Raw genomic sequence first — 14,041 nt, forward strand, 5'->3', positions numbered from 1 at the left:
GAGAGGATATGGCGAACATTCAAGCAATTCTCTCTATATGTGCAGTTAAAAATTATCCAGCAACCTATCTTATTGGCCAAAACGATCGTTTTGGCATTTCTATAATCGAGCAGCAACAGAAGGCATTGGGATTAGCCTGGGCCCTCATTGAATCAGGAAAGGTAAAAAAGAATAGTAAAATTGCAATCGTCGGCGGCGGATTTTCTGGTCTGACATGTGCCCTAGCGCTGTCTTCGAAAGCAAAATGCAAGGTCAAGATTTTTGAAAAGCGATCATGCCTACTCCCCATCTTGGATAATGCCTATTGGAGATGGATCACACCTTTTCAAGAATATCTGGATACTGAATTTTATTCTGATCAAACCGATTTGCCATTTTTAAATTGGAAAAGTAATTTTGGCTGGGCAATTGCACGTCAGATTCGAAGCAAGTGGGCCAAATATTCGCGGCAATATGGTATTGAAACTATTCTAAATGCACACGTATCAGTTCCTAAAGCAATCAAAGAAAAGCCTAAAGTTATTGTTAAAAATAGACACTTAGAATTTGACATTGTCATTCTTGCGACAGGATTCGGAATCGAGACTACTTCGCACAAGTTTGATCCAACTACATATTGGACTAGCGGCTTTAAAGAGAACTACATAAATACATCTAATAGCAAGAAGACGGTATTCATTTCTGGTACTGGTGATGGCGGCATTGTGGAGGCTTGCCACTATGCATTCGAAAATTTCGTTCACGATGAAATAAACCAACTTTATCCTAGTATTTATGGATTGGCTTTGCAGGAAATTTTGCAGAATTTTGAAAGGCATCGTTCAATTGCAGCTCAAAAAGATATACAAGAGGACAATCTTCAATTTCTATATTGGTGTTCGTCTCCAAAAACAAAAAAGTCTTTGGATTTAATTAACAAATTGCGATCGCTACCACCATCAAGAAGAAGAACAACTCGTTTAAAATTATTAAAAATTTATCAGAATGAGAACCAAGAAAAATATTCTTCTTGGATAAAAGATTTTAAATTTATCAAACAGGATTTGGATCTTTTGCGATCTCGCAGCAGCAATAGGTTTCGAATAATCATGAATGGGAAGAATAAAGACCCCTTCACAATAAGTGATCGTACAAATCCGTTTAATCAGCTTCTTCTGTCCGCCATGATTCAATTGGGGTTAGTAACATATAAATGCGCAACGATAGATACAAAGGCCATCAGACGTAATCGAAATAAGATAGTTGTGCCGATTCAGACGACCAGAGGAAAAACTCTGATACATGCAGATCGACTGGTTCTACGACACGGCTCTAAAAATCATTTCAAAAAGGAATTTCCGAAATTAAAGGTTCGTGAGAACTACTTGGTGGAGGAGGACGGCAGCATTACCGACTGGAGCTCTCTTCGACAAGGCAGCAGCTTTCTTAGAGAGTATTTCCGTGACAACGATCTGATGCAATTTATTCTTGATAACAGAATTGATGACGTCACTGCAATGGAAGGTGCTCGATTTCTTGAATTAAAGAAGAGATTGGAGCAAGAAAAACCTAATGGCTTTAAGTCGAAACCAACTAATAAGAAGCTCTCGACTGGGCCGAAGGTTGGCCGATAAATCGACCTCTCATGATCTTGCTTTTTTTCTACTCGAAAATTTGACTTTTTACGGTTTCTTTTTATGAGCAAGAGTTTCAATCAAAAAGAGGCCGACCATTTCAGCAGCTCCCACACCACTCGCTCTGAAGATATACTGACTTTATCTTTGTTGATTTTTCGTTCAGCATATAGCTGCTTGTCTCTAGCCTTAGCTTCATCGAGTCTCGAAAGCCTAGATCCACGTCGGCTCTTTTTTCGACCTTCTTTGGAAACCGTTCAAATCAATTCTAACAGACCTCGAGAAATGCTGCATTTCCCGTGAAAGGGAGGTGTCCGCCTCAGAAACAAAAAAACCCGCAGTTACGCGGGTTTTAAAAAATTGGTAGTGAGAGGCGGACTTGAACCGCCGACCTACGGATTATGATTCCGTTGCTCTAACCAGCTGAGCTACCCCACCACACAGTAACACACCCGACAAAGACGAAGCCTTATTGGAAGTGCGTGAAGCAAGATTTTTAGTTGTGAACGCGCAGGAAGTCAATAATGGGCTTTGCGTTAAATTAGATTCCTTAAATTTTACCCAATTCCTCGCCTTAGGTCTTGACCCTGTGGCTTTTCCGCAATGCAATTACAGGTCATGACAGATTATTCGGACTCCAACGAAGGGGACCGAGCCAGCAGCGCGAGAAAGAAACCTGTCACTAGTACCGCTGCTCTAGAAAAGAAACTGAAAAAAGGGCCCCTAAAGCCCACCACGGAGGGATACAACATGAAAAAACTAGTGATGGCCATGGCCGTCCCGGCACTTCTTGCGGGTTGTTCGGACCACAAAGGCACTCAAAAAAATGACACTAATGGCTTTGCCGGCCTGTTCTGGCAACAATCCACCAACATCATCTCTATCCGCACTTTTGACGACAAACCCATCAAAGGCGCACAAATCCTGATCGGTGACGCCCTGAACTCCCCGTTTGCTGGCAACTTCCTGACCACCGACGCCAACGGCCAGGTTGAAATCCCCGCAGCTTGGAACACGGGCCTTCCGGTGACAGTTCAAGCCCCAGGCTTCCTGCGCAGCACTTATATGAATCAAGAGCCGGGCGCATTGACGATCAAACTTCGCGCTCAAGCGACTAAGACTCAGTATGAAGTCAAAGGCGTGACTTCCGGTCTTCCGATTCAAAACAAAGACGGCTATGTCGATTTCGGTTTGGTGATGCCGGCGTTCTCTAAAATGGATCTTCTGGCTTTTGACATTAATAATGTTATCAGCCCGCAGTTTGACCGTATCTCTGCCATGGGTCAGGACATCGACATCCCGGCCAACATCTCCGTACCAGATCAAAGCGAAAAGTATGGTCTGTTCACTATCAACCTGGATAAACCGACTTATCGTATTTATTACGGAAACAGCGGTGTGAACCGCGTCTTTGCAGCTCGCGGACGATTCCCGTTCAAATCCACCGTGGACGCTCTTCGTGGCGGGGCGGAATTCTATGAGCTGATCAATTCGTTCTCTATCAACGGCGGCGCCGTTCGTGACATCGAAGTCAAATCCGGCAGCACGCGTTTGGATATGCCAACCCGCGAGCTGAACTTCAACGAGAAAAAAGACGTCGGAGCCCCTGGCTTCCGCTCTGATGAAACCTTCATCGCCGTCGGCGTCGCCAACCAATCCGGCTACCTGATCCCGACGGATGTGAAGTCCATTCAAAACGGCAAGAAAATGGGCCTGAACGTCCTGCCAGGATCTCAAGCCATGGTTTTGGGTGTGCTTAAGAAAACAGCAGACCTTAAGTCCGGCGGCGACCGCATGAGCGCAACCCTGCTTCCGTTTGCGGCGGGCACGACGCCTCAGATGCTGCCTCTGATCCCGGATCCGACTTTGCAGGCCGGCGAGCTTTTGATGCCAAAGTTTAACACAATTGATGGTGTCAGCCCGATTGCGACCTATTCTGTTCTTTCCAAGGAAGAGGAAGTGATTCAAGGCTCTGCGAAGGTGAAAATCCTGAACCCACAATGGGAAGTATACTCTCAAAACTGGGCTGAGCGCGTGAAACTGCCCGTATGGCCGAACGATTCCGCGATCACCGGCAAAAAACGTTGGGAAGTGAACTTCGTGGGCAGCCAAACTACTTCACAAGCGGCCCTGGGTCCTGCTATGATTGAAGCCGCAACACATGTCACACACAGTTCCGTCTCTTTCTAGAAAAATCCTTCTTGGACTTGTGATTATCACAGGCTGCTCCTTATTTGGGTGCAGCCTGTTTGATAAAAAGCCTTCCGCCCACCAACGTATGGGCCAAATCAACAAACAAAAAGTCTTCTTTGCTCCTTACGACAACGTCTGGAGAGCCGCCCACGCGGTCCTGAAGTACCCCATCGCCCAAGAAAACCAAGACACGGGTGTGATTGAAACTGAATACATCAAAGGCATCGATGGCTGGCAACCACCAGGCCAGACCGAACGCCCATCCGGCGGCATCCGTTATAAACTGACCCTGATCTTTGCCCGCGGCAAAACCGAGGGGCGTGAATCCACGCGCGTGACCATTGAAAAGCGCATGGAAATTTTAAAAGACTTCTTCTCTGAACCCGAAACCCTGGAAACCGACGGTCTGGAAGAAAAGATCATCTTCTATCGCATCGAGCGTGAGCTGATTATCAACGAAGCCCTTAAAAAAGCCGGGTTCTAATACAACGAACCCATTTTTTTTGTTTTTAGCCATCGCCAACTCCTGCTACCATTCTTCTCTATGAAGAACTCCACTTTAAAAAAACTGTTCATCTTTACCAGCGTCCTGCTTCTTCACCCTCTCTTGAGTCCAGACTCTGTGGCTCATGCAAAAAGAAGAACTCCACCCAAAGCTTATAGTTTCATTGCTGAAGGCGGAAAAGCTTCCCAAGGTGAATGTGACGGCGAACGCAAGATCCCGCGCCTGAAACGCCTTAAAGAATTTGCCAACGCGAGCTCATACATGGGATCGGAACTGCAAAAACCCGAGATCAAAGGAAAGATCGACGGTGAAATGTGGAAGCACTTCTTCCGGGTAAAAGCTTCCTGCAACACCGTTCTGGCAAAAACGCCTTCCTCTGTGAACGAAACCCTGACAAGTGCTAAACCCGAACTTCCAGATGAGGAAGAGATCGAAGACGCCGACGCACCAGAGCAAACTGACGGGCCAACGGAAACTCCAGCCGAGAGCAGCCCGGATTCTGAATAAGCTCACAAAACTAAAAAAGCCGGGTTCCCCCGGCTTTTTTTCTTAGTTGTTTTTCTTGATATAGTCTTTCCAAAGATCAACCAATGCGGTCTGCTTCATCGGTTTGTCGTTCAGACGAACTCCGGTCAGGCGTTCAAGCCCTCGCACGGCGGGCATATGAACCCGGGCGTCTTTATCCGTTAGCAGACTGGCAAACGACGACATTTCACGATCCATCGGTTTTTTCGCCAAAGCTTCGACGATCTGATGACGGATCCACAGGCTTTGACGGTTCTTGAAGTTATAATCCTGATTCAGCTCTTCCCATAAAAGCTCTCGATCCAAAGACCCGCTTTTTTCTAAAGTCTCGACCGCCGCCGAACGAACCACCAGGGCCTTGTCTTTGATCAGCTTTTTGGCAAGTTTTTCGGCCTCAGAGGGGTTTACTTCAGACAGCGCAATCAGGGCTGCATTGCGCATGAACCACTGACTGTTCGCCCCCGCCTTTACCAAGTCCGGAGTCGCCTTCGCGCCACGAGCTTCGGCAGCAGCCATCAAGGCCCGCCAGCGAAGCCCCATCGGTTGAGCGTCACTGAAGGCTAACGAGATAAAATTTTGATAGTATTTTTCGCCCTGAACCTGGACCACCATGCGGCGGTTTTCACCAGGAAGTTTCAACAACTCCAAGGCTGAAGTTAAAGTGCTGGATGAAGGTTTAGTCCCTGCCGCCAAAGCACTTGAAGAAAGTCCCGCAAACAAAACAGAGGCCAAAAGAAACTTGTTCATAGCTTTTAACTCTTTTTGGAAACGAAGTTTTCAAACTCACTCATCAACTGATTAGTTTCATCCCCGGCCTTCGCAGCTGCATCGCTGCCGTCCCCGGCTTTTTCAGCAGCCTTGTCCAAGGCTCTTTGCCCTTCCACGGCCGCTGCAAATTCTTTCATCAAATCATCATCAATCAGATCCGAGCCACCTTCTGCTGGGGCTGCTTCCACCGCCACCTCGGCAACAGGTTCTTCAACCGCTGGCGTTGGGGCTGGCGTTGGAGCCGGTTCTGCTGCCGCCGGTGTCGCGGCTGGCGCTGCGGCTCCTCCCGCTTTTAAGGCTTCCAACTGTTTTTTCAGCTCTTCATTTTCATCGCGATAGCGGGATAGATCCGCAATGTCTTCGCTGATGATTTCATATTCAGCCAAACGAGCTTCCAGATCGCGAAGCTTGCCGTTAAGTTCTTCTTTTTCCGCGGAAGACATCCCGCCTTCACTCGCACCACCGCCACCACCGGCTTGGGCTGCGGCCTTGGCTTCTTGCAATTGCGCCTGAAGCTCGGCAATTTTTTGATGTCCTTCTGTCAATGACAATCGCAGCTGCGCCACTTCTGCTGCAGATTCTTTGGCCCCTTCGATGGCGGCTTTGACTTCAAGAGCATCGACTGCTGACTCTGCAGCGGCTGCCACCTTGGGCCCGCGAACAGGAGCGGGAGATTCATCCATCTCCACATCCACACCAAAATCTTCTGACGCAGCAGCACTGCGTGGGGACTTTCCGGACGCCTGTTGATTTTCTAAAATCTTCTGCAGAGTTTTTTCCAGTTGCGCGGCATCCAAAGAGCCGCTCCCCAACTCGCCGCCGCCTTGGTCTTTTTTGGCAAAGAAGGCGCGATAGGCCAGAAACAATGAAATAAGAACAATGAGTGCGACGAGGCCCTCAATGATGGCGGTATTGTGCTGGTCCCAGAAGGAGAGAAATTTTTCAACTGTCACAATTCAAATTCTCACCTATCCCAAGGGTCTCGTCAACGCTGGACCTTCGAAGGTATCTAATGTTAGCTTTGAAGGCATTCCGAGGTGATACATGTCTCAGCCACGTCCCTACGATCTGATCATTCAAGGCGGCACCTGCCTGCTGCCTCACCCGTCTGAAACTGGCCTGATAGAGCAGCAGGCCGACATCGCCATCCGAGATGGACGCATCGAAAAGATCCGAGAAACCATCAACGAACCCACCCTGAAGATCATCAAAGCTCATGGACTGCACGTCCTGCCCGGGGTGATCGACAGCCAAGTTCACTTCCGCGAACCTGGACTGGTTCATAAAGAGGATCTAGAAACCGGCACCCGCGCCGCCATCTTGGGTGGAGTTACGAGTATTTTCGAAATGCCGAACACCAACCCCTCGACCACCACCAAAGAGGCCTTCGAAGACAAACTCAACCGCGCCAAAAACCGCTGCCACGCCAACTATGCCTTCTTTATCGGGGGAGCTCACGACAATGTCGACAAAATCGCCGAGCTGGAGCTTCTGCCCCACTGTTCGGGGATTAAGATCTTTATGGGAAGCTCGACCGGGAACCTGCTGGTTGAGGACGATGAAACGTTAGAAAAAATCCTGTTGCAGGGCCATCGCCGCATCATCTTCCACAGCGAAGATGAAATGCGCCTGCGAGAAAGACGTCATATTGCCGTGGATATGGCTGATCCTCACTACCACCCGGTCTGGAGAGATGTGGAAACCGCCGTGAACTCCACAACCCGCTTGCTGCGTTTGGCTCGTAAAACCGGACGTAAGATTCATGTTCTGCACGTGTCCACGGGCGAAGAGATGGACCTGCTGAAAGATGCCAAAGACATCGCCACGGTCGAGGTTTTGCCACAGCATCTGACGTTATATGCCCCTGACTGCTATGACAAACTGGGCACCTATGCCCAGCAGAATCCGCCGATCCGAGAAAAGCGCCATTTGGATCGCATCTGGAAAGCTTTGCAAGATGGCACCGTGGATGTGATCGGCTCCGATCATGCCCCCCACACACGTGAAGAAAAAGACAAACCCTACCCACAAAGTCCTTCGGGTGTTCCGGGCGTGCAAACCTTGGTGCCGATCATGCTGAATCATGTGCATGAGGGCCGCTTAAGTTTGCGCAAGTTCACTGAGCTTGTGACCGAAAACCCTTGCCGTGTCTTTGGAGTTAAAAACAAAGGTCGCCTGCGCCAAGGATATGACGCTGACATCACGATCGTGGATCTGAAAAAAGAAATGACCATTGATAATTCCTGGATTGCCAGCCGCTGCGGATGGACTCCGTTCCATGGCATGAAGGTGACCGGATGGCCGACTCACACCATCGTTAGTGGAAAGCTTGTGATGGAAAGCGATCAGGTCGTTTTGCCGTCACAAGGTCAGCCGGTGGATTTTCTGGATAAAACCCCATGAACCCGACCCCTAAAAAAACGGCCGCCGGTCTGTTCTTCGGCGGTCTGCTTCCGGTTATCGCCTTTACTTTCATCGAAGAATACTACGGAATCATCCCGGGTCTGATTGCGGGGATGATTTTTGGTGTGGGCGAAATCATCTGGGAACTTTATCGCCACAAGAAAGTACAAAAGATCACCTGGATCGGCAACGGGATGCTGTTGGCTTTGGGTGGAATTTCGCTGATTTCATCTGAAGGCATATGGTTTAAGCTGCAACCCGCTTTGATGGAAGGGGCTTTTGCCCTGGTGCTGTGGGGTTCGTTGATTTTAAAAAAGCCCTTACTGGTCTATCTTGCAGAACAACAGGGGCAAAAGTTTCCGGAAGAAATCAAGTCCCGGATGAACGGACTCACCTTCCGCGTGGGAGTCTTTTTTGCCATTCATGCGGTGTTGGCAACGTGGGCGGCCTATGATTGGACCACCACCAACTGGGCCCTGCTAAAAGGTGTGGGCCTGACCGTCAGTTTTATCCTGTATCTTGTCATTGAGGCTTTGCTGTTACGAAGGGCCATTCTAAAACAAAGATAGGATGAAAAAGCTTCTTCTTTTAATCACAGTTTTGATGTCCCTGGGATGCAGTCGCCTGGATATGGTGGTCCGCTGGGCTGACCTCACAGCCACTTCGCGCGTCGATAAGTACTTTGATCTGAGCGGCGACCAAGAAAAAGAGCTTAAAAAAGATCTGCAAAAAGACATCACCCGTTTGCGCAAGGAACTTCTGCCTGAAGTTGCCAAATCCTTACGGGAACTGGAGCCTGAAATCAAAAATGGCCACATGAACCCGGCCCTGCTGGCGAAAAACTTTATGCTGGTACAGGATTATTTCAAAAAAGGTGCGGGATACTTTAAAGCTACAGCCAGCAAGATCACAGCTCAGTTAAAAAGACCTCAGTTTGATCATTTCGCTGAAAAAGTTCGCGCCGACATCGAAGAATCCAGAAAAGACAACGACACTCCGGAAAAAGCCCAACGCACGGCCTTTAAGCGCTATCGCCGCTCGGTGGAATTCTGGATCGGTGGGATATCCGCCAAACAACAAGAAGAGTTAGAAGATTTTTTAAAGCGCCACCCCTACCCTTGGGATCTGCAACATAAAAGCCGCGAATACAGCTTGAAGCAATTTATCGATTCAAGCCAGAACCCGGAAAGTTTACAAAAATTTGTGGCCGATTATTACACCGACTATGAAACCAGTCGACTGCCTGAATTCACCGAAGCTTTAAACGCCCACAAACACGCTTTTCAAATTTTTCTGGCTGAAAAGTTTTGGAAGGGCCTAAGTCCCGAACAAAAAGAAAACCTGCAAGAAAATCTGATCGCCCGCGCCGAGGATCTGGAACAGATCGCTCAACGCCCTTGATAATCAGCAGACTTCTTTTCCTTCATCGCCTCCAAAGCCCGGAAGTGATCTTCCGTTCGTTGAGTGATCCCCTGATAAGCCGCTGATAGATCCAAAATGGTCGACAGATCATTCAAGTAAGCCATCTTCATCGCCTTCTTGGTCATCTGCACTGCCACCGGAGGATTTGCTGCAATTCGGGAAGCCAGTTTGTCTGCTTCGGCTTCCAAGGCTGCTTCTTCCACCAGATAGTTCAGAAGTCCCCATTTCAAAGCCTCTTCGCCAGACACCAGGTCCCCGGTTAAAGACATCTGCATGGCTTTACTAAAGCCGATCACTCGCTGCAGGAAGAACGTGCCTCCGTCACCCGGAACAAGTCCCAACTTCACGAAGGTTTCGCCAAATTTGGATTTGGCAGAACCAATGCGCAAATCACACATCATGGCCAGATCACAACCCGCCCCGATCGCAGGCCCGTTGACCATTGCAATAACTGGAGTCGAAAGTTCTTCAATGCATTTAGGAATCTGTTGAATACCGTGAATATAGCGCATGCGAAGCTCATTGCTTTCACCAGCAAACATGCCGGTCTTATTTTGCATGGCCTTCACATCCCCGCCAGCACAGAACGAAGTCCCTTCGCCCTTAAGTACAATCACCCGAACTTCGGGATCGAAATCCGCAAACTTCAAAACCCGAGTCAAAGAATCCACCATCTCCAGCGAAATAGCGTTGCTCTGCTCTGGATTATTCAAAGTCACCCAAAGCGTATGATTTTTAAGAGAAACCGAAAGATGCGCAAAAGCCTGAGAATAAAAAGACACAACGCCCCCTCTCTCGAACCTACCCAAGCAGTCTAGGGGATGTCAAATGCAAGGCGGAAGGAGGAGGCGTACCACTGGTACGTCGACGACGCCCAACGCAGCAGTTGGCATTCCATAGGCTGCTCCCCCTTAGAACGAAAAAAGGCTCCCGAAGGAGCCTTTTTTTGTTCGTCAACTACTGACAGAACGGTAGATCTGGTTTGATTTGGCAGATGATCTGACAAATCGCTGGATCACCCAGTGGGCATTCGCCCGGCTCGCCAGGAGATGGCAAACCACCACCATCATCTGGAGGATTTGGGTTAGAACCACCAGAAGAAGCACCTACGTGCATGTTCAAAGTGGAAGCTGTTTTACCAGAAGCATCAGTCACTGTGATCACAGTGGAACCATTTGCCACAGCAGTCATTGTACCGTTGTCAGATACAGTGGCTACAGATGGGTTGCTGGAAGTGAATTTGAATGGAGCTTTACCATTCAATACAGAAAGCGCCAAAGTCTCAGAATTTTTGATTGTCGCCGCAGATGGAACAACAACCATTTTCTTGGACATAACAGCTTCAACAGCTTCGTAAGCATCAACGCGGCAGTTACATGCAGTTTCGATGGAAACTTTAGCACCTGTCGTCTGAAGGATTGCGCGGATTTGCGCACCAGTCAAAGAAGGATCTTGAGCTTTCATCAAAGCCACCAAACCAGACACTAGCGGAGTCGCCATGGATGTACCGGATAGGTTGCCGTATTTACCTTTTGGCAAAGTACTCATGATGTTTTCACCAGGAGCAGCTACGTGTACTGTCGCAGTACCATAGTTGGACCAAGATGGTTTTGCATCAGAAGGACCAGAAGCCGCAACTGTGATAGAGTTAGGATAACCGTTGTTCGCTGGGAACATTTCAGTTTTATCGTTGTTTTTACCATCGTTCGCAGCCGCTGCGATGAAGATAACACCTTTATCATCTGCACGTTTCACAGCCTCAAGAAGCGGAGCTGCTTGATTGCGAGGAACCGCCGCACCCCAAGATGCAGAGATGATGTGAGCGCCTTTTTCGATAGCGTAGTCGATAGACTTGATCGCGTTGTTCAAGTCACCAGAACCGTCAGCGCCCAAGAAGCGCAGTGGCATCATGGAAACTTCTGGAGAAAGACCTACGATACCACCGTCGATCAAACCCGTCGCCCCTACCGCACCCGCACAGTGTGTACCGTGACCTGGGTTTTGGAAGCCAGTGATATCCATTGGATCCGCATCGTTGTCACGGAAGTCATAACCCGTGATCATGTTTGGAGCCAAAGCTGGGTGAGTGTAATCCACGCCCGTATCGATTACCGCTACGATAACGTTTTTGCTACCTTTGTTACCTGCGCGCTGCCAAGCTTTCTCAGCTTGAACTTTCGCGATAGACCATTGTTCTTTCAAAGCTGCTGCATCAACAGGCGCTTCGAAAGCTCTGATTTTGAAGTTAGGCACGATGTACTCAACTCCTGGCTGACCCAAAAGAGAAGCCAAAGCCTGAGCTTCGTGTTTTTTCGCGATATCTACAAGAACCAAGCTTGCCGTGTCGTTGTGATCCATCATCTGGATCGTGGACACTTTAGATGTCGACATTGTATTTAGCATGTTGAAAGCGCGTGTGTTCGTATATTTCACCAGGTATTCGCCTGCGAACGCCTGAGAACCAAACAAAACCGCACCAACTAGTAATGCACGTTTCATATTAAACCCCCTCCGTGGTAAAAAAAATCATATTCACCTTTCTTCTGCGTTGAATACAAAAATCTTAAACAAATCTTAAAATCTTTTGACACAACCCATCGAATATTGAACCCACACCGCTTCTTTTCAATGATGTGGGCGACTGTTTTTATGCAGCGAAAGAGAGTTTCAGCATGAGTTATCTCCACGCCATCATCCTTGGCATTGTCGAAGGTATCACCGAGTTTTTGCCGATTTCCTCCACCGGACATATGATTATTGCCAGCTCCATGATGGGGATTGAAGACAACACTTTCACCAAAGCCTTTGAGGTTATCATTCAATTTGGCGCCATCATGTCCGTGCTGGTTTTGTACTGGAAACGCTTCCTTCCCCAATGGGGATTCTATAAAAAGTTGTTCGTGGCCTTTCTGCCGACTGTGACCATCGGCTTCTTGGTCAAAGATGTTGTAGAACATCTATTGGGCAGCGTGCACGTCGTGGCCTGGTCGCTGATTATCGGTGGAGTGATCCTGGTGTGGTCCGATAAGATCTTTGCTCATCTGACAATGATGGGGCGAAAAACCGATGATCTGACATACAAGGATTCGGTCAAACTGGGGCTGTTTCAAGCCATCGCCATGATCCCGGGCGTATCACGGTCCGCAGCCACTATCATGGGTGGATTGACACTTGGCATGAACAAAAAAGAGGCAGCGGAATTTTCATTTTTTTTAGCGGTCCCCACAATGGCCGCAGCCACCTTTTACAAGTTGTTGAAAATCTATAAGACGATCGAACCAGAACAAATCAATGTTCTGCTGGTGGGTTGCGTGGTGGCGTTTTTCGTGGCGATGCTTGCGATCAAGTTCTTTATCGGTATAGTGTCTCGCTACGGTTTCCGGGGCTTTGGTTACTATCGAATCGTCTTGGGCGTCGTTTTACTTGTACTACTATATACAGGACACAATCTGCAGGTGATGTAATATGAAAGAACTGTCCAGCATGGAAAGATTTTTATTTGAAGACTCTCAATGGTTTTCAACTGAAATGAGTGAATTCCTAAAATCAACCGTCTTTATTATGCCAACCTGGAAGTGGGCATTCTTGGGAATCGCTTTTGCTGCAGGGATTTTTGTTCTGCGCCCTCTTTTCTACTTCATTCTAAAAGAACTAAAAAAGCACAATCCAATCGTCAAAAAGTATCCAAAAAGCTTCTGGGGTTACTATTTACAATCCAATACCGATCGCCCCTTGGCCTGGATACTGGTTATTCTGTTGTGGTTCGCGGCCGGCGACGCCGCCGATCTTTCAGGAAAATTTGCCAAATACTATGACCACTTTCTTCGCGGTCTGATTGCGATCTTTATCATTCGCTTGATCTACTATCTGGTCGACGCTGCCTGCTCGGTTCTGGCCGACTACACTTCCAAAACCCCCAGCACCTTCGACGATCAAATCGTGCCCTTTGCTTCCAAAGCGGCAAAGATCTTTGTCGTGGTCATGGGTTTCCTGATTGTTCTGCAAAGCTTTGGTCTGAATGTCATGTCACTGTTGGCCGGTCTAGGGCTTGGGGGATTGGCTTTGGCCTTGGCGGCCCAGGATACGGCCGCGAATCTTTTTGGCTCCATTACAATTCTATTTGACCGTCCATTCCAGGTCGGAGACTGGGTCAAAATCAAGGACATGGAGGGCACCGTTGAAGAAATTGGCTTCCGCTCGACTCGTGTTCGCACATTCTATAATTCTTTGATTACTATTCCGAACGCGATGATGGCTAAAGAAACTGTGGATAATATGGGTGTTCGTCCAGCCCGCAGGGTCCGCCAAGTCCTGGGTCTTACCTATGAAACCCCGCCAGAAAAGATCGAGGAATTCTGCGACCGTGTTCGTTATTACATCAAATCCGACGAAAAGGTGATTTCCGACACCGTCACTGTTCATTTCAATAATTATAATGCCTCGTCCCTGGATGTTCTCGTCAACTTCCACCTGAAGGTGTACACTGGACCTGAAGAGCTGGCTCATCAACAAAAAATCTTTATTGAGATTCTGAAGATTGCCGCCGATATGAAGGTCGATTTTGCGTACCCAACGCAGACCGTGTATCAAACGAACCTTACACCCAAATAGG

General features: G+C 48.3%; 13 protein-coding genes and 1 tRNA gene. 9 read left to right on the forward strand and 5 right to left on the reverse strand.

Going from position 1 to position 14,041, the window contains the following annotated elements:
• The first annotated feature begins 8 nt into the window (after positions 1 to 8).
• Positions 9 to 1,613, forward strand: coding sequence for an NAD-binding protein (locus tag ACZ50P_RS11855; protein ID WP_464131352.1), 1,605 nt, complete (start codon positions 9 to 11; stop codon positions 1,611 to 1,613).
• 361 nt (positions 1,614 to 1,974) lie between these two features.
• Here ACZ50P_RS11855 and ACZ50P_RS11860 read toward each other — a convergent pair.
• Positions 1,975 to 2,051: transfer RNA gene (locus ACZ50P_RS11860), tRNA-Met, on the reverse strand.
• A gap of 312 nt (positions 2,052 to 2,363) precedes the next feature.
• On the opposite strand from ACZ50P_RS11860, the gene ACZ50P_RS11865 reads away from it, so the two are divergent.
• Genes ACZ50P_RS11865 through ACZ50P_RS11875 form a run of 3 tightly spaced genes read left to right on the forward strand, consistent with a single transcriptional unit; the run spans position 2,364 to position 4,818 of the window.
• Positions 2,364 to 3,803: a hypothetical protein gene (locus ACZ50P_RS11865; RefSeq protein ID WP_464131354.1), complete on the forward strand. Its 1,440-nt coding sequence runs from the start codon at positions 2,364 to 2,366 to the stop codon at positions 3,801 to 3,803.
• On the forward strand, positions 3,775 to 4,290 hold the full coding sequence (locus ACZ50P_RS11870) for a hypothetical protein (protein ID WP_464120536.1): 516 nt from the start codon (positions 3,775 to 3,777) through the stop codon (positions 4,288 to 4,290). The genes ACZ50P_RS11865 and ACZ50P_RS11870 overlap by 29 nt, the downstream gene beginning before the upstream one ends.
• A 60-nt stretch (positions 4,291 to 4,350) precedes the next feature.
• Positions 4,351 to 4,818: a hypothetical protein gene (locus ACZ50P_RS11875; protein ID WP_464131356.1), complete on the forward strand. Its 468-nt coding sequence runs from the start codon at positions 4,351 to 4,353 to the stop codon at positions 4,816 to 4,818.
• Between the two features lie 42 nt (positions 4,819 to 4,860).
• Here the strand turns inward: ACZ50P_RS11875 and ACZ50P_RS11880 are convergent, their stop codons facing one another.
• Complete coding sequence (locus ACZ50P_RS11880) at positions 4,861 to 5,583, reverse strand: HEAT repeat domain-containing protein (protein ID WP_464120534.1); 723 nt, start codon at positions 5,581 to 5,583, stop codon at positions 4,861 to 4,863.
• A 5-nt stretch (positions 5,584 to 5,588) separates the two neighbouring features.
• Positions 5,589 to 6,557, reverse strand: coding sequence for a hypothetical protein (locus ACZ50P_RS11885; protein ID WP_464131358.1), 969 nt, complete (start codon positions 6,555 to 6,557; stop codon positions 5,589 to 5,591).
• A gap of 91 nt (positions 6,558 to 6,648) precedes the next feature.
• On the opposite strand from ACZ50P_RS11885, the gene ACZ50P_RS11890 reads away from it, so the two are divergent.
• The 3 genes from ACZ50P_RS11890 to ACZ50P_RS11900 are packed head-to-tail and all read left to right on the forward strand — an operon-like array spanning position 6,649 to position 9,408.
• Positions 6,649 to 8,007 carry a dihydroorotase gene (locus ACZ50P_RS11890; RefSeq protein ID WP_464120532.1) on the forward strand — a complete coding sequence of 453 codons (1,359 nt, stop codon included), beginning with the start codon at positions 6,649 to 6,651 and terminating at the stop codon, positions 8,005 to 8,007.
• The gene (locus ACZ50P_RS11895) at positions 8,004 to 8,576 is read left to right on the forward strand and encodes an inner membrane-spanning protein YciB (RefSeq protein ID WP_464131359.1); all 573 of its coding nucleotides are present in this window, start codon (positions 8,004 to 8,006) and stop codon (positions 8,574 to 8,576) included. The genes ACZ50P_RS11890 and ACZ50P_RS11895 overlap by 4 nt, the downstream gene beginning before the upstream one ends.
• Before the next feature lies 1 nt (position 8,577).
• A complete protein-coding gene (locus tag ACZ50P_RS11900; RefSeq protein ID WP_464131361.1) occupies positions 8,578 to 9,408 on the forward strand; it encodes a DUF6279 family lipoprotein in 831 nt (276 codons plus the stop codon).
• On the opposite strand, the gene ACZ50P_RS11905 is transcribed toward ACZ50P_RS11900, so the two are convergent.
• Together ACZ50P_RS11905 and ACZ50P_RS11910 are read right to left on the reverse strand one after the other, a co-directional pair.
• A complete protein-coding gene (locus tag ACZ50P_RS11905; RefSeq protein WP_464131363.1) occupies positions 9,396 to 10,211 on the reverse strand; it encodes an enoyl-CoA hydratase-related protein in 816 nt (271 codons plus the stop codon). The genes ACZ50P_RS11900 and ACZ50P_RS11905 overlap by 13 nt on opposite strands.
• Positions 10,212 to 10,386: 175 nt before the next feature.
• A complete protein-coding gene (locus ACZ50P_RS11910) occupies positions 10,387 to 11,928 on the reverse strand; it encodes a S8 family serine peptidase (RefSeq protein WP_464120528.1) in 1,542 nt (513 codons plus the stop codon).
• Between the two features lie 173 nt (positions 11,929 to 12,101).
• Here ACZ50P_RS11910 and ACZ50P_RS11915 point away from each other — a divergent pair, with 173 nt between their 5' ends.
• The gene (locus tag ACZ50P_RS11915; protein ID WP_464131365.1) at positions 12,102 to 12,893 is read left to right on the forward strand and encodes an undecaprenyl-diphosphate phosphatase; all 792 of its coding nucleotides are present in this window, start codon (positions 12,102 to 12,104) and stop codon (positions 12,891 to 12,893) included.
• Between the two features lies 1 nt (position 12,894).
• The gene (locus ACZ50P_RS11920; protein ID WP_464131367.1) at positions 12,895 to 14,040 is read left to right on the forward strand and encodes a mechanosensitive ion channel family protein; all 1,146 of its coding nucleotides are present in this window, start codon (positions 12,895 to 12,897) and stop codon (positions 14,038 to 14,040) included.
• The last annotated feature ends 1 nt before the right edge of the window (position 14,041 follow it).

Source organism: Bdellovibrio sp. CKG001, assembly GCF_055397465.1.